Origin of the sequence: Accumulibacter sp. (assembly GCF_029255285.1) — a bacterium.
GTDB lineage: Bacteria > Pseudomonadota > Gammaproteobacteria > Burkholderiales > Rhodocyclaceae > Accumulibacter.
Window position 1 is genome coordinate 105,894 of the sequence record NZ_JAPUVI010000043.1, and the last position, 16,914, is coordinate 122,807.

The 16,914-nt window shown below is 62.7% G+C and carries 13 protein-coding genes; 4 read left to right on the top strand and 9 right to left on the bottom strand.

The window, feature by feature from the left end; translation table 11 throughout:
- Positions 1–32 precede the first annotated feature (32 nt).
- Together Q1M07_RS06570 and fghA are read left to right on the top strand one after the other, a co-directional pair.
- Positions 33–1,145, top strand: coding sequence for an S-(hydroxymethyl)glutathione dehydrogenase/class III alcohol dehydrogenase (locus Q1M07_RS06570; protein ID WP_300452257.1), 1,113 nt, complete (start codon positions 33–35; stop codon positions 1,143–1,145).
- Between the two features lie 9 nt (positions 1,146–1,154).
- Positions 1,155–2,009: an S-formylglutathione hydrolase gene (fghA, locus tag Q1M07_RS06575; RefSeq protein WP_300452259.1), complete on the top strand. Its 855-nt coding sequence runs from the start codon at positions 1,155–1,157 to the stop codon at positions 2,007–2,009.
- Between the two features lie 52 nt (positions 2,010–2,061).
- Here fghA and Q1M07_RS06580 read toward each other — a convergent pair whose 3' ends face one another.
- The gene (locus Q1M07_RS06580) at positions 2,062–3,981 is read right to left on the bottom strand and encodes an HDOD domain-containing protein (RefSeq protein ID WP_300452261.1); all 1,920 of its coding nucleotides are present in this window, start codon (positions 3,979–3,981) and stop codon (positions 2,062–2,064) included.
- Positions 3,982–4,087: 106 nt separating this feature from the next.
- Entirely contained in the window at positions 4,088–4,447 is a 360-nt protein-coding gene (locus Q1M07_RS06585) for a cupin domain-containing protein (protein WP_300452263.1), read from the bottom strand.
- A 53-nt stretch (positions 4,448–4,500) separates the two neighbouring features.
- On the opposite strand from Q1M07_RS06585, the gene Q1M07_RS06590 reads away from it, so the two are divergent.
- Positions 4,501–5,055 (top strand): hypothetical protein, encoded by a 555-nt coding sequence (locus Q1M07_RS06590; protein ID WP_300452265.1) that lies wholly within the window; start codon positions 4,501–4,503, stop codon positions 5,053–5,055.
- Positions 5,056–5,121: 66 nt separating this feature from the next.
- Here the strand turns inward: Q1M07_RS06590 and modC are convergent, their stop codons facing one another.
- The 5 genes from modC to fbaA all read right to left on the bottom strand — a co-directional run bounded on the left by modC (position 5,122) and on the right by fbaA (position 10,810).
- Positions 5,122–6,195 carry a molybdenum ABC transporter ATP-binding protein gene (modC, locus tag Q1M07_RS06595; RefSeq protein ID WP_300452267.1) on the bottom strand — a complete coding sequence of 358 codons (1,074 nt, stop codon included), beginning with the start codon at positions 6,193–6,195 and terminating at the stop codon, positions 5,122–5,124.
- On the bottom strand, positions 6,192–6,872 hold the full coding sequence (gene modB, locus Q1M07_RS06600; RefSeq protein WP_300452269.1) for a molybdate ABC transporter permease subunit: 681 nt from the start codon (positions 6,870–6,872) through the stop codon (positions 6,192–6,194). Before modB ends, modC begins: the two co-directional genes overlap by 4 nt.
- A gap of 15 nt (positions 6,873–6,887) precedes the next feature.
- Positions 6,888–7,643, bottom strand: coding sequence for a molybdate ABC transporter substrate-binding protein (gene modA, locus Q1M07_RS06605; protein ID WP_300452357.1), 756 nt, complete (start codon positions 7,641–7,643; stop codon positions 6,888–6,890).
- Between the two features lie 181 nt (positions 7,644–7,824).
- The gene (locus tag Q1M07_RS06610) at positions 7,825–9,531 is read right to left on the bottom strand and encodes a diphosphate--fructose-6-phosphate 1-phosphotransferase (protein WP_300452271.1); all 1,707 of its coding nucleotides are present in this window, start codon (positions 9,529–9,531) and stop codon (positions 7,825–7,827) included.
- A 208-nt stretch (positions 9,532–9,739) separates the two neighbouring features.
- Entirely contained in the window at positions 9,740–10,810 is a 1,071-nt protein-coding gene (fbaA, locus tag Q1M07_RS06615) for a class II fructose-bisphosphate aldolase (RefSeq protein ID WP_300452273.1), read from the bottom strand.
- Between the two features lie 391 nt (positions 10,811–11,201).
- Here fbaA and Q1M07_RS06620 point away from each other — a divergent pair, with 391 nt between their 5' ends.
- The gene (locus Q1M07_RS06620; protein WP_300452275.1) at positions 11,202–13,778 is read left to right on the top strand and encodes a PHB depolymerase family esterase; all 2,577 of its coding nucleotides are present in this window, start codon (positions 11,202–11,204) and stop codon (positions 13,776–13,778) included.
- Positions 13,779–13,878: 100 nt separating this feature from the next.
- Here Q1M07_RS06620 and Q1M07_RS06625 read toward each other — a convergent pair whose 3' ends face one another.
- Both Q1M07_RS06625 and Q1M07_RS06630 read right to left on the bottom strand, forming a co-directional pair.
- Positions 13,879–14,655 carry an enoyl-CoA hydratase gene (locus tag Q1M07_RS06625; RefSeq protein WP_300452277.1) on the bottom strand — a complete coding sequence of 259 codons (777 nt, stop codon included), beginning with the start codon at positions 14,653–14,655 and terminating at the stop codon, positions 13,879–13,881.
- Positions 14,656–14,877: 222 nt separating this feature from the next.
- Positions 14,878–16,353, bottom strand: a complete 1,476-nt coding sequence (locus Q1M07_RS06630) for a hypothetical protein (protein WP_300452279.1) — start codon at positions 16,351–16,353, stop codon at positions 14,878–14,880.
- Positions 16,354–16,914 lie beyond the last annotated feature (561 nt).

Sequence of the window (16,914 nt, forward strand, 5' to 3'; positions counted from 1 at the left end):
CGTCTTGCATCCAGAATCGAGGAGTATCGCCGATGATCAAAGCACGCGCCGCTGTTGCCTGGGCTGCCGGACAAGCCCTGGAAGTTACCGAGGTCGACGTCGAGGCGCCACGACGGGGTGAGGTGTTGGTTCGCATCGTCGCCACGGGAGTCTGCCACACGGACGCGTTCACGCTTTCGGGTGCCGATCCGGAAGGTGTTTTCCCCAGTATCTTGGGTCACGAGGGAGGCGGCATCGTCGAGGCCGTCGGTCCCGGGGTCACGTCGCTGAAGGTCGGCGATCATGTCATTCCTCTTTATACCCCGGAATGCCGGCAGTGCAAGTTCTGCCGGTCGGGCAAGACGAATCTTTGCCAGGCGATACGCGCGACGCAGGGCAAGGGGCTGATGCCCGACGGCAGCAGCCGCTTCTCCCGCCATGGGAAACCGATTCTGCACTACATGGGTACCTCGACGTTCTCCGAGTACACGGTCCTGCCCGAAATTTCGCTGGCCAAAATCGCCCAGGAGGCGCCTCTCGAAAAGGTCTGCTTGCTCGGATGTGGTGTCACTACCGGCATCGGCGCCGTGATCAACACGGCGAAGGTCGAGCCAGGGGCGACGGTTGCCGTCTTTGGCCTCGGTGGAATCGGACTGGCGGTGGTGATCGGGGCGGTGATGGCCAAGGCTTCGCGGATTATTGCTCTGGATACCAATCCTGCCAAGTTTCCAATTGCTAGACAACTCGGAGCGACCGACTGCGTCAATCCGGCCGAGCACGATCGGCCGATTCAGGAAGTGATCGTCGACCTGACCGACGGTGGCGTGGACTATTCGTTCGAATGCATCGGCAACGTGAAAGTGATGCGCTCGGCGCTCGAGTGCTGCCACAAGGGTTGGGGTGAATCGGTGATCATCGGAGTGGCCGGCGCCGGCGAAGAAATCGCGACGCGACCTTTTCAACTGGTGACCGGTCGAGTATGGCGTGGCTCGGCGTTCGGTGGTGTGCGCGGTCGCTCGGAATTGCCGGGCTATGTCGAGCGTGCGCAGCGGGGTGAGATTCCGCTTGATACTTTCATCACTCACCGCATGGGGCTGGAGGACATCAATCGCGCTTTCGACCTGATGCACGAAGGTCAAAGCATCCGCTCGGTCATTCTGTTCTGAGCCGTGACGATGCCGCTTGCCGTCGGGTTCGAGGAGATCGCCGCCAATCGCTGCTTTGCCGGCTGGCATCGGCGCTATCGCCATCGGTCTGCGACGCTGCGCTGCGACATGGTATTCGCGGTCTATCTGCCGCCGCAGGCCGACCAGCGCCGGGTTCCGGCACTCTACTGGCTGTCGGGTCTGACATGCAGCGACGAGAACTTCATGCAGAAGGCTGGAGCGATGCGTCTTGCCGCCACGCTCGGTCTGGCGATTGTGGTTCCCGATACCAGCCCGCGCGGTGCCGGAGTGCCGGGTGATCCGGACGGGGCCTGGGACTTCGGTCATGGAGCAGGTTTCTACCTCAACGCGACACAGGAACCGTGGGCCGCGCACTATCAGATGCACGACTACGTGGTTCACGAACTTCCGGCGCTCATCGAGGAGGCGCTGCCGATCGACGCCCGACGCGGAATCTGCGGCCATTCCATGGGCGGCCATGGCGCGCTGGTTTGTGCCCTGCGCAACCCCGGACGCTATCTTTCCCTGTCGGCCATGGCTCCGATCAGCCACCCGCTTGCCAGTCCTTGGGGAGAGAAGGCTTTCCTGCGCTATCTCGGGGAAGACCTCGCCGCGTGGCGGGCCTGGGACGCCTGCGAACTGATCGCGGTGGCCCGTGAACGCTTGCCGCTGCTGGTCGATCAGGGCGAAGCCGATCCCTTTCTTGCCGCACAGCTACGGCCGGAGACGCTGCGACAGGCTTGCGCCGCCGCCGGACATCCGCTGACGCTGCGCTTGCACCCGGGTTACGACCACAGCTACTACTTCATCGCGACCTTCATCGAAGATCACCTGCGTCACCACGCGGCCGTCCTGCTGGCCTGAATCGTGGGCGGCGGCAAGCGGCGGTCGTCGCTTGTCCTGGTGACGCCTTCCGTCAGGTGGCGACGCTGACCCGGTTGCGGCCGGCGTTCTTCGCCTGGTAGAGGGCAGCGTCGGCGGCCTGGACCAGCGCCTGGCAGTCCTTTTCGGTACTGTTGAGAACCGCCACGCCGACGCTGACCGTGAGCGGGATCGGACGGCGCTGCCAAAGGAAGTCGTACTTCTGAACCACGGAGCGGATGCGCTCGGCGACCTGCACGGCGGTGGCCACGTTGGTGTTGGGCAGGACGGCGGCGAATTCTTCGCCGCCGAAGCGAAAGATCATGTCCTCGGGGCGCGAGGCACGCTTGAGCAGATCGGCGAGTTGTTGCAGGACGGCGTCTCCGGCAGGATGGCCGAGCGTATCGTTGACCCGCTTGAAGTGGTCGATGTCGAGCAGCAGGCAGGCCATGGGCAGCGCGTTGGCCTGCGCGAAGGCCCATTCCGAGGCGAGGAAATCGAGACCATGTCGGCGATTCGGCAGTTGCGTGAGATTGTCGGTCAGCGCGTCACGCAACAGGCGTTTGTGGGCGACGGCGAACTGGTCGGTCGAACGCATGATGCCGCGGCGTTCGCGTTGGATCTCCTCGCGCAGCAGAAGCATGCGACTCGCCGTGTTGAGGCGCACGCGCAGAGTCTGTAGCGTCAGCGGCTTGACGAGAATGTCGTCAGCGCCGGCGTCGATCGCCTCGAGAAGATGGCCTTCGCTTTCGGGCGAGGCCAACAGGAGCAGGTAGGTTTCCTTGCCGGCGGGAGTCTGGCGAAGAATGCGGCAGAACGCGGCCGGATTTATCCCCGGCATGGCCATGTCGGCGATGACGATCTGGGCCGGTTGGTGTAACGCTTGCCTGATTTCTTCGGCGTGGCCATCGACCAGCACGGGCAGATGGCCCAGTTCCTCGACTTGCTGCATCAACTCCGCCAGCTCTGCCGGCGGAATACCAAGCATCTGGACGTGCAGGCGCGGCGCGGCGACCTTGCCGCTCTGTTCGGTGGGCTTCGTGCTGACCCGGCGGCTAGGCGGACTGGCGGCCAGAATCTCGGCGAACGGCGGCACTTCCTGGGTGCGAACCTGCAGCGTCGCTCCCCAGTCGCGCCAGCGCCTGACCATTCTATCGACCATATCGTTCAACGCATCGCCACTGATGCCGAGCCTCGCCGCCCGGGTCAACAGCCCGGGAAGTAGGCTCCAGCGCGACTCCTCGTCGGCCATGCAGAGTTCGGCCAGCGAACGCGCGAAATTCAGGGAGTAGGTGAGCGTCTGTACCCGGGAGCCGTCGGCGAAGGCGGCCACATCGGGCTCTTCGTGGTGATAAGCGGCCTGGATGAGCATCTCTGGGATTCCCCACTCGGCCAGCATCGTCGCTCCGAGCTGCCGATGGTCCATGTCGAAGCACTCGCGTTCGAGGCTCACCAGAGCCTGCTGTCCCTCCTGTACCTGGAGCAGCACGGTCGCGTACTTCTCGGGATACAGCGAAGCCATCGCCAACTCGCCGACGCGCGCCAGCAGGCCGATGGTGAAGATTTCTTCACTCGAAATCTGCGCAAAATGGGCCAGTTCCTGGCAGGCGATACCGGTGGCCAGCGAGTGCCCCCAGAATCCCGGGTAATCGAAAGCCGAACACTGTCCGCTGGTATGGGTGTGCATCACCGACAGGCCGATCACCAGGTCGCGCACCCGGAACGAGCCGAGGGCGACGATCGCTCGTTGCAGCGAAACGATCGGCCGCGTTCGGCCGAAAGCGGCCGCGTTGGCAAACTTGAGAAGGCGTCCGGCAATCGCCGGGTCCGACTGGACCAGTTGCACGAGGTCTGTGACTCGAAAGTCATCCCGTTGCAGCAGCTTGATGATCGAAAAGGCAACGCCCTTGGGCGAGGGCAGTTTGCCCGTAGCCTTCATCGAGTGATAGCGGTCGGGATCGACAAAACTGATCAAGGCAGCCTCAGGTCCAACAGGAGTGGCCGATTATGCAACAAATTTCGCCGGCTCGGCGGACGCCGGTCGCGCTTCCGTGGCGGCCAGGCGGCACACCGGGCTTCTCTTACAGCAGTTCGGTGTCTTCATGGGAGTACGCCGGGCTGCAGCAACAAAGCAAATGGAGCGGCTGGTTGCCACGGGCGGCAACGCAGTGCGGGGTGCCCGGCACGATCAGCACGGTGTCCCCGACGCCGATGGCGAAGGTCTCCTTGTCCAGTGTCATCAAACCGCTGCCTTGAGTGACGTGGTACAACTCCTCACTGCGCGTGTGGCGGTGTAAGCGGGTTGACTGTCCGGGCCGGACGATGGCCTCGGCGAGGCTCTGGTGGCGGTTGCCATGCTGCTCGGGATGCATCAGCTCGCGGATCTCGCAGCCGTCCTTGGTGATGTAGGCCAGGACATCACCGTAGCGCGTTTTCGACAAACGCCTTCCAGAGGTAGCGAGAGCATGAGGTTTACACATGAGCGAAGTGTGGCATGAGCGGCCTCGACCAGTCCAGCGTTCACTTGCCGAGCCTTGGCGAGCGGCGGCGACTTGCCGACAGTGTCATCCGTGGCGAGGGTTCATTCGTTGCTAGAGCATTTCGAGTGAAAGGGATTTCTATGAAAGCTTCGGCGATGGTCCTTCTGTTGGCTTTGGGCGCGACATCGGCGACAGCCCAGGTTTCCGTGTCGGTGGGCGGCGCGGGGGGTGTCAACGTGAATACCGGTGGTGCCGGCGGGGTGAGCGTCAATACGGGAAATGGAAGCAAAGTGGATACGGGCCGGACGACAGCCGGAGCCAAGGGCAACGCGGTTTATGTCAATCCCGGCCAGAGTTCGTCGTCGATTACCCATTCGCCTGGAACGAAGGTCACCACCAGCCGGGATGACGACGACGCCAGCGGAATCAGCGTGGTGAATGGCAATGTGACGATCGACGGGGTGCGAGTTCCGCCGTCGGCGACCCGTTGGACCGGCAAGGATGGCACCAAATACCGTATCAAGCGTTCCGGGAAAGGTAACGTAAGCGTCGAGGAAATCGACGACTGAGGCGCGTGCGAGGTGTCGCCGGCGACGTTCTTTGGCGATCACGGCCGATGAACTCGTCTTGCCTTTTCAGGCCAGTAGCGCGACGGCCTTGACTTGAGCCGTCACCGCCAGGCCAGGGCGTATACGGAGCTTGTCGGCCGAACGCCGGGTGATGCGTGCGAGCAGCGCCTCGCCGGCCACGTCGAGGCGAACCAGGACTTGCCCCGGGGAATCGCTCGGCACCAGATCGACGACGGTGGCCGCGACGTTATTGAGGATGCTGCTGTGCGCCTGTGGCTCCAGGGCTAGGCTGACGTCGCGCGCATGGATGCGGCAGCGCAGCAAGGTGCCGACCGGCTCGTCACGACGGGGTACGAGAATCGGGATGCCGGCGAATTCAAGTCGGCTCAGGTCGTCCGGCTCCTGGGCGGCCAGGCGGGTCTCGATGACTACGCCCGCGTCGTCGGCAAAGGCAGGGGGCAGATCGAGACGGCTCAGGACCTGTTTGAGCGGTCCGCTGGCAATGCACTGGCCACGATCGAGCAGGACCAGATGATCGGCCAGTCGCGCGACTTCGTCGGGCGAGTGACTGACATAGATGATGGGAAGCGACAACTCGTGGTGCACACGTTCGAGGTAGGGCAGGATCTCGTCTCGCCGCCTCAGGTCGAGGTTGGCCATCGGTTCGTCCATCAGCAGGATGTGCGGCGAGGCGAGTAGCGCACGAGCGATCGCGACGCGCTGGCGCTCGCCCCCGGAAATGCGCTCGGTCGAGCGCGGCAGGAGATGCTCGATGCCGAGCAGGGCGGCTATTTCATGCAAGGCGAAGCGGCGCTCCGGTGCGCGTTGCTCGGCGAAACGCAGGTTGCCGAGTACCGACAGGTGAGAGAACAGACTGGCTTCCTGAAAGACCATTCCGAGGGCGCGTCGGTGCGGCGGCACGAAGAGTCGCCGGGACTCGTCCTGCCAAACGTCGTCGCCGATTGAGAAGTAGCCGTTGGCCGCCCGCTCCAGGCCGGCCATGGCGCGCAGGCAGGTGGTCTTGCCCGATCCGGAATGCCCGAAAACGCCCGTAATGCCGCGACCGGGCACGGTGAGGTCGATTTCGAGAGCGAAATCCCGGCGGGCGATGCGGAAGCGGGCGCGGATCTCCGGGCTCATCCGGTCTTGCGCGGTCTCGGATTGAAAGCGTACAGCATCGTCAGCACCAGGAAGCTGAAGAGCATCATGCCGCCGGCCAGCCAGTGTGCCTGGGCGTATTCCATGGCCTCGACATGATCGTAAAGCTGTACCGAGACGACGCGAGTTCTTTCGGGGATATTGCCACCGATCATCAGCACGATGCCGAACTCGCCGACGGTGTGGGCGAAACCGAGAATGGCGCCGCTTACGAAGCCGGGGCGGGCCAGTGGCACGGCGACTGACCAGAAGACGTCCCAGGGACCGGCGCGCAATGTCGCGGCGACTTCCAGAGGACGTTCGCCGATTGCCTCGAAGGCGTTTTGGATTGGCTGTACGACAAAGGGTAGCGAGTAAAAAAGTGAGGCGATGACCAGACCGCTAAACGTAAAGGGCAGCAGACCGAGGCCGAGCGATTCGGTAAGTCGTCCGAGAGGGCCGTGCGGTCCCATGGCAATCAGCAGGTAGAAACCGACTACGGTCGGTGGCAGAATGATCGGCAGTGCTACCACGGCGCCGACGACGCCCCGCAGTGGGGAGCGTGTACGCGCCAGCCACCAGGCGATCGGTGTTCCGACGATGAGCAAGAGGATGGTGACTACCGTCGCGAGTTTCAGCGTTAGCCAGACAGCGGCAAGATCAGGCAGGGCACTGTTCATCTGCGTCACCGGGTATCAGGGGAGTTCGTAACCGTAGGCGCGGATCACGAGCTGCGCCTTTGAGCTTCGCAGGTAAGCGAGCAAGGCGGTAGTGGCCGGTTTGTCACGCCCTTTGGTCAGCAGGATAGCGTCCTGCCGTATCGCTTCGTAGAGATTGTCGGGCACCAGCCACGCCGATCCCGCACCGATTCCGCCCTCGGTTTGGACTTGCGACAGGGCGACGAAACCGAGCTCCGCCGCGCCGCTGGCAACGAACTGATGGGTCTGGGCAATGCTTTCGCCCTGCACCAGGATAGGCCGCAGCTTGCCGATCACGCCGAGTCGGCTCATCGCCGTGATCGCCGCCGCTCCGTAGGGCGCGGTCTTGGGATTGGCGATGGCCAGGTGGCCAATGCTCCGGGTTTTCAGGATGTCACCCCGGTCGTCGACCAAAGCAGGGTTGGCGGACCACAAGACGAGTTTGCCGATGGCGTAGGTGAAGCGCGTACCGAGCACGCCATAGCCTTCTCTCTCGAGGCGTGCCGGGGTGTCGCTATCGGCCGCCAGCAGGGCCTCGAAAGGCGCGCCATTGGCGATCTGCCCGTACAACTTGCCGGTCGAGCCAAACGAGATAAGCAGCTTGTGGCCGCTGTCTTTCTCGAACTGTGCCGCGATCCGGTGCATCGGTGCATTGAAGTTGGCCGCGACGGCAAGCCGGACCTCGTCGGCCGCCGCGCTGGTGGCGATGACGACGGTGAGGAGGGCGGTGGAAAATGGCTTCACTGAGACTATTTGAAGGTTTCCCTGTCGCGTAATGCCTGCCAGCCGGGAAGCGATGCCGCCTGCCTTCGGACGGCCGATTCTGTTGCGGGCAGTTTCCGGGAAGCGCCTGGAAACACGGCCATTGTCGACTTCGGCAAGCAAAAGGGCCATCGCTGCCGATGGCCCATTCTTGCGGGAAAGCGCTGGCTCGTCAGCCAATCCTGAACATCAGCGAGTCGGCGCCGGAGTTCAGCGCGACGCTGATCGGCAACTGATGCGTGGTTGGCCCCCAGAACTGGCGCGGACCAGGTGACGTGAAGAGGTCGCTGCGTGCCCACTCGTCGCGCCGCGAGACGAAGTACTGCATGGCCGGCGAATCCATTCTCACCAGCGCCTTTTCGATCACGAACTCGTCCTGTCCATGGCGCCGTTCGATGTTGAGCAGGCCGGCGAGCGGGATCGCTTGCGGTGTGCCGCCGCGGGTCAGGTCGGTGATGGTCGCCATGTAGCCGGTACGGCCGTCGAGGATCAATGAGCCGGCCGTCAGACCAAGGTTGTAGGTATAGGCGGCATCGAACAGCGTCGGTGCGCCACAGCGTCCTTCATAGCCCAGGAAATGGTTGTGGGCGGCAAAGGGAACAGCCGGGTCGAGTTCCTTGACCCGCCTTTTTGCCATGTCGATCAGCAACTGCTCGGTCGGAATCAGCGAGACCTGCAAGTTGCCGTGCGAGTCGCGTTCGGCGAGCAGCATGTTGACGATGTAGTCGGGCAGTGACGCGAGCAGGCTGGCGTTGTCGGCGCGCAGCTTGCTGGCGACGAAACCCGGTTTGGCGTCGTCGGCCAGCGCGGCGAAATCGGCGGCATGATGGGCGAGCACGTCGTTGAGGTCGGCGATCATGGCGTTCATTTCAGGGATGAACTCGATCAGCCCCTCGGGTGCCAGCAGGACGCCATAGTTCATTCCCTTGTGCGAACGGTCGACGATGACCTGCGCGATGCCGTCGACGATGCTCGCGAGCGACATCTTCCGGGTCGCGACTTCCTCGGAAATCAGGGTAATCGCCGGCTTGGTCTGCAGCGCCACCTCGAGGGCGACATGCGACGCGGAGCGGCCCATCAGCTTGACGAAATGCCAGTACTTGAGCGAGGAACTGGTGTCCTGCAAGATGTTGCCGACCATCTCGCTGTAGATGCGCGTCGCGGTATCGAAACCAAAGGAGATCGCCAGCAGGTCTCCGACCTGCAGGTCGCCGTCGATCGTTTTCGGAACACCGATGACCTGCACACCGGAACCGTCTTCCTTGACGCCGGTGTATAGGGATTCGGCCAGAACGGCGGCATTGGTGTTGGAATCGTCTCCGCCAATCACGACGATCGCGTCGAGCCGGTGCTTGATGCAGGTGTCGCGGACTTGGGCGAACTGCTCGGCGCTCTTGATTTTGGTGCGGTCCGAGCCGAGGAAGTCGAAGCCCCCGGTGTTGATGATGAAGTCGACGTTCGCGTCGGTGATTTCGAACAAGGAGCCCTTGAGCAAGCCCTTGGGACCCGCCCTGACGCCGAAGAGCGTGTTGTTGTCGCCAAGGACGCGCTTGAGACCGCAGACGACGTTATGGCCGCCAGCGGCGGGGCCGCCCGAAAAGAGGACGGCCACGCGTTTGCCTTGCACCGTGGCACGGCTGGGACCGGCGGAAGTAAGCACGACGTTGCCCGACGCGGCGACGGTCTGAGGGAACTTGGCGCGTACGCCATCGCTGTCCTTCGTACCGAGGACGCGGTCGGTATTCTTGAAGCTGACCGGTTGTGGCTGGCCGGTGGCGCCGAAAGCGGCGCAGACCGGAAGGGGATTCTGGCGCACGGCCGACTCGAAAATCGACTTGTGCGCTTCGCTGTTGCGTAACTGTTCTACCAGGGTGCTCATGCTTGGATCCTCGGCAAACAAGGGAGTGGGAATAGGAAAAGGCCAGGATTACGTGGGGGTTCCGCCGACTCTCGGCTGTCTGGCACGCGCGAAGGCAAGTATCGTTTGACCGGTGGCGCCGGTCAACGCTCCACGGCCGGCGTTGCCAACGACACAAAAAGGGCCGGCCCAGCCTGGGCCAGCCCCTCATCGCGCCCAGAGAGAGCTGTCAGGCCAGCGTACCGAGGTTGTTCAGATCGGCGAACGCCTGCTTCAGTCGGGCACGGAAGGCCTCCTCGCCCTTGCGCAGCCAGGCACGCGGATCGTAGTACTTCTTGTTCGGCTTGTCGTCGCCTTCCGGATTGCCGATCTGACCTTGGAGGTAGCCCTCGTTCTTCTTGTAGAAGCCCATAACGCCATCCCAGAAAGCCCATTGCAGATCGGTGTCGATGTTCATCTTGACGACGCCGTAGCCGATAGCTTCGCGGATTTCCTCGAGGGTCGACCCCGAACCTCCGTGAAAAACGAAGTTGACCGGACGATCCTTGGTGCCGAACTTCTTCTGCACGTAGTCCTGGGAGTTTTTCAGGATGATCGGCTGCAGCTTGACGTTACCCGGCTTGTAGACGCCGTGCACGTTACCGAAAGCGGCCGCGATGGTGAAACGGTCGCTGACCTTGGAGAGTTCTTCGTAGGCCAGGGCAACGTCTTCAGGTTGCGTGTAGAGCTTGGAGCTGTCGACTCCCGAGTTGTCCACGCCGTCTTCCTCGCCGCCCGTGACGCCCAGCTCGATTTCCAGCGTCATTCCCATCTTGCTCATCCGCTCGAGGTAGCGCTTGCAGATCTCGATGTTCTCCTGGATCGGTTCTTCCGACAGGTCGAGCATATGCGAACTGTAAAGCGGCTTGCCGTGGGTCTTGAAGTATTGCTCGCCGGCGTCGAGCAGGCCGTCGATCCAGGGCAGCAACTTCTTGGCCGCATGGTCGGTATGCACCACCACGGTCGCGCCATACAGTTCGGCCATCAGGTGGATGTGCTTGGCGCCGGAAACGGCACCGGCGACGCAGGCTCGTTGGTTTGTGTTGTCGAGGCCCTTTCCGGCGAAGAACTGGGCGCCGCCATTGGAAAACTGGATGATCGCCGGAGCGTTCAGTTCCTTGGCGGTCTCGATGACTGAGTTGACCGTGCTGGTGTTGATGACGTTTACCGCCGGCAGGGCGAACTGCTTCTCCTTGGCCAGATCGAAGATTGCCTGCAGCGCGTCGCCGGTGGCGACGCCCGGTTTGATTTGTGTGCTCATGATTGACTTGTCCAGATTCGGTTGATCGAGTGGGTCCAGCAGCGAAAGGAGAACGGGCGCCATAAAACGACCGCTTCAGCCGAAGTATCTCCGGCGTTCAGCGGCTCGTCAAGCTTCGTCTGTCGGCCGCTGCCGGGTTCTCGGCGAAGCGCTGGAACAGTGTCGGAAAGACGGTCTGAACGAGCGTTGTTGTTGCGATCGTCCGTTCGCTGCGCGCCTACGCGAGTTGTCGTAGCGCGCTCGGACTGTGGTCGGAGGGAGATCGTGAGGGGCCGGGGATTGTGATCAAGGTGAAGCGTCCCCACCGCTCCGAATCCGAGATATAAATTAATAGCCGTCACTTACTAAAAAAATAGCTGCAAAGCGGGAGAGACCATGCTATTGTTCGCCCATGGCAAATCGACTGGCACGTTACGAATTCAGCGAACGACTCGCCGACCTTCTGGGTGAGTCGCGGCGCGACCTGCGCTTCCGGGTGACGCTAATGGTTGCCGAGGGACTGGTGGCCCCGGGCCCGCGCGGACGCGGCTCGCCGCCGGCGACTCCTCAGTACGCCGCCCAGTTGCTGATCGGAGCGATGGCCGCACCGCAGCAGTCGCAGACCGTCGAGGCGATCCGCTGCTATGCTGACCTGCGGCCTCTCCACGCGGCTTCCGGGAAGCACTCGCCGCGCGTGATCTTTGGTCCGGCGGTGGCCGCGATGGAGCTTGGCGACCAGCCGACCTCGACCATTCACCTTGACGGTTTGCGTTTCGGTGAGGCACTCGCCAGCCTGCTCGAGCTGGCTTGTGCCGACGAAACCCGTGCGCTGGTCGCCAACGAGCTGTTCGGCGTCTGGATCAACCGGGGCTGTCCGGTGGCGTCGTTGCAGTTCAGTTCGTGGTGGCAGGGCCGCCGGGCCGTCTTCAGCCATACCTACGGTTTGGCTCCGGGGGCCGCTCCGCCGGCCTGGCTTGATCCGCAACGTGGCGGGCTGGTCGATCCGGGCCTTTTCCATACCGTTTTCCTGCCGGTCCGAAAGTTCATCGAGATCGGTCTGTTCACCACCTTGTCCGATGACAGGAGTAATCCAATGCTCAACAAACTGGGCCACAAAGTGGCCAACCTTGCCAATATGGCAAAACTCGCGGCCAAGACGCCGCATGGTAGCCGTTGGGAGAAACTCCTGACGACACTGGCGACCGTGCAGGCCTGGTCCGACCAGGTCGACTCGCAGGAGCACAGACTGGTGGAGGTCAGCGCTTTCGGTTCCAATCCCGGGGAACTGCGGATGTTTCACTACGTGCCCGATGGCCTGCCGGACGGTGCGCCGCTGGTCGTCGTTCTGCACGGTTGCACGCAGAGTGCGGCGTCTTACAACAAGGGAGCCGGCTGGTCGACACTGGCCGACCGCTATGGTTTTGCGCTCCTGTTTCCACAGCAGCAATGGAACAACAACCCCTTGCGCTGTTTCAACTGGTTCAGGCCGGAAGACAACGGGCGCGACACAGGCGAGCCGCTGTCGATCCGACAGATGGTCGACCGGATGGTGGCCGACCACAGGATAGACCGTCGCCGCGTTTACGTGACCGGGACGTCGTCGGGCGGGGCGATGACGACGGTGCTTTTGGCGACTTATCCTGACGTGTTCGCCGGCGGCGCGGTGCTCGCTGGTGTGCCCTACCGCACGGCGAAGGGTCTGCAGGAGGGACTCGAGAGCATTTTCCAGGGACGCTGTCGTTCGGCGCGCGAATGGGGCGACCTGGTGAGAGCGGCGTCGTCGCACCCGGGACCGTGGCCGACGCTGTCAGTCTGGCATGGTGATGCAGACAGCGCCGTGAGGCCGGTCAACGCCGACGAGATCATCAAGCAGTGGACCGACGTGCACGGCCTCGATCCGAATCCGACAATCCAGATGACGGTCGCCGGCTATCCCCGGCGCGTCTGGCAAGGGGCGAACGGCGAGGAATTGATCGAGTCCTACACGATCACCGGCATGTCGCATGGCGCGGCCCTCGATCCGGGTGCCGAACCGCATCAGTGCGGTACCGCGGCGCCGTTCTTCAACGCGGTGGGCATTTCGTCCACGCATCGCATTGCCGATTTCTGGGGCTTGCTAGTCGAGCAGCCGGCCAACGTGCGGCGTTCGGGGGCCAGCGAAACCTCAACCACGTCTTCGGCTGGCGCGGCGAGCGGCGACAGTGCCGCCAGCCGCGCCGCGGCGGCGCAGCCAGGCGACGCTGACGTGCGCCGGGAGGCGGCCGGCGGCGGCGAGCCGGCGCACGAGCCTCTTGCCGACGACCTGCGAGCCAGCGCCAATCGGCCGTTTGGCCTCGACGTGCATGGCATCATTTCGGCCTCGCTCGAGGCCGCGGGTCTGCTCAGGGCCGACCGGCCGCGCCGCCCGGCGAGCAACGCGCCGTTGGGAATCGACGTGCCCGGAATCATTTCTACCGCGCTCGAGGCGGCCGGCGTTCTGAAAGGGATCGGCCAGCGGCAGGCGGCTGTCGATCCGTCGGAGGCTCTGAAAGCTAGCGGTTGGGAAGGAACTGGCTGGGAACTGTTGGTTGATCATCGACGCGCCTTTCGCGGTGGCGCGATGCTTTACGGTCATGTCTCCTCCGGTGACGCTGGCGCCGTCGGCGCACGAGCGCAGTCAAGCTCTCGTCGTATCAAGCTGGGAGCACGGCCCGAACTGACCTACGTGCGGCGGCTGGATCTGAGCGCCGCGGTCAACGATTACACCAGCGCGAGTTTCCGGATTCTGATCGACGGCATCGTGGTCGACGAAGTCACGGCGATCGGCATGAACCACCAGGAAACCGAGTGGCTGCGCCCGGCGGCAATCGACCTGTCGCGGTTCGCCAATCGTACGGTGACGCTGACGCTCGAGGTAGCCGCCTATTCCAACCTCTACAGCCGGGTCTATGCGAAGGCGTGGATCGATCAAATAGAGATTCACACCGCGGCGGACACGGTTTCCTGCTGAGCCCACGCTAGCGAGGGGCGCACAGTTTGCGGCCGGTGCGACTGTCGCATCATCGCACCGGCCGTCCTGGCTGATAGGGAGAGTGGGGTGCCCCGCCGGCTCAGCGGTTGGTGAACGACGCCTTGCGCTTTTCGACGAAGGCGGCCATTCCCTCCTTCTGATCGTCGAGTGCGAAAGCAGAATGGAAAGTGCGACGTTCGAAAAGCAGGCCTTCCGTCAAGGAGCTCTCGTAGGAGCGATTGATGCATTCCTTGATCATCATTACTACAGGCAGCGAGAAACTGGCGATTCGGCTCGCCGTCGACATGGCCTCATCGAGAAGCTTGTCGGCCGGTACGACGCGTGAAATCAGACCAGCGCGTTCGGCTTCCTGGGCGTCGATATTGCGTGAGGCAAGGCACATTTCCATCGCCTTCGCTTTTGACACGGCTCGCGGCAGGCGCTGGGTGCCACCGGCACCGGGAAGGATTCCCAGGCGAATTTCGGGTTGGCCAAACTGCGCGTTGTCGGCCGCCAGGATGATGTCGCACATCATCGCCAGCTCGCAGCCGCCGCCCAGGGCATAGCCGGCGACGGCAGCGATGACCGGCTTGCGGCAGTTCTTGACGCCCTCCCAGTTACGTGTGATGAAGTCGCCCTTGTAGGCTTCCATATAACTCATCGACTGCATCAACGTGATGTCGGCACCCGCGGCGAAGGCCTTGTCCGATCCGGTGATGACGATGGCGCCGATATTGTCGTCCGCCTCGAAATCGGCGAGCGCGCGGCCCATCTCGTTCATCAGGTCATCGTTCAGGGCATTGAGTTGTTTCGGACGGTTGAGCGTGATCAGGCCGACCTTTCCGCGTACTTCGGCGGTGATATTGATATAAGTCATTGGGCGAATCTCCGGATTCAAGGTTGGAAAAAACGCGAGCTTCCCGAAATCAGGCGCGGAAGCTTCCGGGTGTGATGATCGAAACGAACGTCGCTCGTCGCGAACGGCAGCAATTCAGCCATGACGAGCGCCGGCTGGACAGATGGTGTCCAGCCGGCGCTGCGGAGAACCACGTGAGTTCTTGGCGGCGCGGCGTACTCGGTTGGCGTGTGCTGCCGTCGATCAGGCCGTTTTCGAGATGTCGAGCTGGAACTTGACCGGTCCCCGAGCCGATTTGCCGTTGGCGTCGTTGAAAGCACCGTTGACCGGCGCTTTCTTGGCGTAAGGGCTGGTCAGGATGGCCACGTGACCACCGAAGAAGGCGACCGACTCGAGGCCGTCCCAGCCTTCTAGGAACTTGTTGCCGGCGGTGGCACACGGCGGCGTGACGAGGTCGTCCTTGATCGCATAGTCCTGATACCAGGGCACCTTCAGGTCGATGAGGCGCTTGATGTTCAGTGGCTGATCAAACAGCTTGACCGGTAGCGTACCGTCCTCGGCAATCGGATCCTGGAAAGTGTGCGAGCTCATGTTCGCGATCGCCAGCGGCAGGTGGACACGTTCCTTGAGCAGCCAGCGGAAGAGCGCCGCAGGCGTCTTGCCCGGATTGAGGTCGGTGGCGCGTTGCAGCGAGGCTTGATCAAGCACCTTGACGAGCGGCGTTTCGCGGTCGATGGCGACGAAGCGCATGCCGAGACTCAGCAGGTAGCCGTTGGCCACCTTGTTGCCGCTCGGCAAAGTGGTGGTAATGAAGTCGTGATGCATCGTCGGCATGCCACTGATCGCGTCGCTGTAAGTCCCATCAACCGGTGTCACGTTGGTGATCAGCGCGTCGCAGACGTCTGCCAGTTTGCCCGACAGGATGTTCATCAGCGAGATGTAACCCCCCTGGCAGGTGCCGTTCAAGGTCGCTTTCTTGCCGTCGTTGAGTTCCATGACCTTGGCGCAGAGCTGACGGGTCTGTTCGCAGTCCTCTTCGGGCGTCATCGTCTGGACTTTCTCGTTGGTCATGATGTCCTTGACGACGCGGACGTAGGTCGGAATGCCCTCGTTGGCGAACGAGTGGGCATAACTCTTGTTTTCGAAAGGCAGGAAGGCGAGGATGTGCACACCCAGCATGTACGGTGGTACGAGGATGACCGGCTTGAGATGTTCGTTGACTTTGACACCCTCCTTGAGCGGCAGAACCTGATAGAGCTCGAAGGCGTCGGTTTCGTGTACGAGCTTGTAGCCCGAGGTGTTGAAATGGAAGCCGAATTCGTCGCCGATGGCCTCGATCTGTTCGTTGAAGTTCGAAACCGCTTCCATGATCTCGGCTTCCCGTTTCATGTAGCCGCTCCACTTTTCGCCGTCCGTCTTCAGAAGCGAATTCAGGAAAGCGCGCGTTCCTTCCTCGATTTGGTCGAAGGCGTAGTCGGCCAGCTTGCCCTGCGCACCGGACAATCCCTTGCTGGCGAGTGCCAGATTGTGCTCGACGATCTGGTAGGCTTCCATGACGCTCAACGGATTGTCCCGTGCCGCGGTCAGCGCGATGTGCGCGGCAATGAAGAGATTGTCATTGAACTCGCTGATCTCCCGGTTCGAGGCGCGCATCATGGCCATCGTATACCGCATCCAACTGGTTGTGAAATCAGGTATTTCCTTCAGCAGTGCAAACATTTTCCAACCTCCAACAATCAACGTCAGTCAAAACGGGCCAGCCCACGGGGGCGACCCACGATTACCATGGCCTGGCGACACGCCCGACTTCGCGAGCCCATCCCGGACAGCGACTCCCAAGTGGCCAACGCCGACGGCCAAGCACGCCACCGATTGTCTTACCTGTGCAGCGCAGCGCGCTCGGGCTGTCGACCAAGCAGGCCGTGTCGCCTGCCGCCACGCTCTACGGTCCGCGAGCGCACCAATGGTCGCCAGATCTGACGACGGTACTGGTCTTCGGTTATCGGTCCGACGCCTACAGCCGCTGCTTGAAGAAGTCGTATCCATTGCGCTTCTCCTGCTGGTCCTGGCAAACTCGGGGGTGAGTCGGGCCGCCATCCTGCACGCGCGCCTTTCTGCACCGCACAATGCATTCTACTCCTCCGTGCGGTATTTGTTCACTCCGCTTGGCGGTTCCAGTGGGGATTATTCGTCCGATCGTCTGAAGCGTTGGCAATTGCTTGGCTCGTAAGTCTTCCGAGGGGTTGGCGCGGGCGCCGGCGGGGGCTCGGGATCGCTTTG

Coding starts and splice junctions, on each gene's coding strand:
- fbaA (WP_300452273.1), bottom strand. CDS start 10,810: ATGAGCACACAAATCAAACCGGGCGTCGCCACCGGCGACGCGCTGCAG.
- modC (WP_300452267.1), bottom strand. CDS start 6,195: ATGAGCCCGGAGATCCGCGCCCGCTTCCGCATCGCCCGCCGGGATTTC.
- Q1M07_RS06570 (WP_300452257.1), top strand. CDS start 33: ATGATCAAAGCACGCGCCGCTGTTGCCTGGGCTGCCGGACAAGCCCTG.
- Q1M07_RS06630 (WP_300452279.1), bottom strand. CDS start 16,353: ATGTTTGCACTGCTGAAGGAAATACCTGATTTCACAACCAGTTGGATG.
- Q1M07_RS06620 (WP_300452275.1), top strand. CDS start 11,202: ATGGCAAATCGACTGGCACGTTACGAATTCAGCGAACGACTCGCCGAC.
- Q1M07_RS06590 (WP_300452265.1), top strand. CDS start 4,501: ATGAGCGGCCTCGACCAGTCCAGCGTTCACTTGCCGAGCCTTGGCGAG.
- Q1M07_RS06625 (WP_300452277.1), bottom strand. CDS start 14,655: ATGACTTATATCAATATCACCGCCGAAGTACGCGGAAAGGTCGGCCTG.
- modB (WP_300452269.1), bottom strand. CDS start 6,872: ATGAACAGTGCCCTGCCTGATCTTGCCGCTGTCTGGCTAACGCTGAAA.
- fghA (WP_300452259.1), top strand. CDS start 1,155: ATGCCGCTTGCCGTCGGGTTCGAGGAGATCGCCGCCAATCGCTGCTTT.
- Q1M07_RS06610 (WP_300452271.1), bottom strand. CDS start 9,531: ATGAGCACCCTGGTAGAACAGTTACGCAACAGCGAAGCGCACAAGTCG.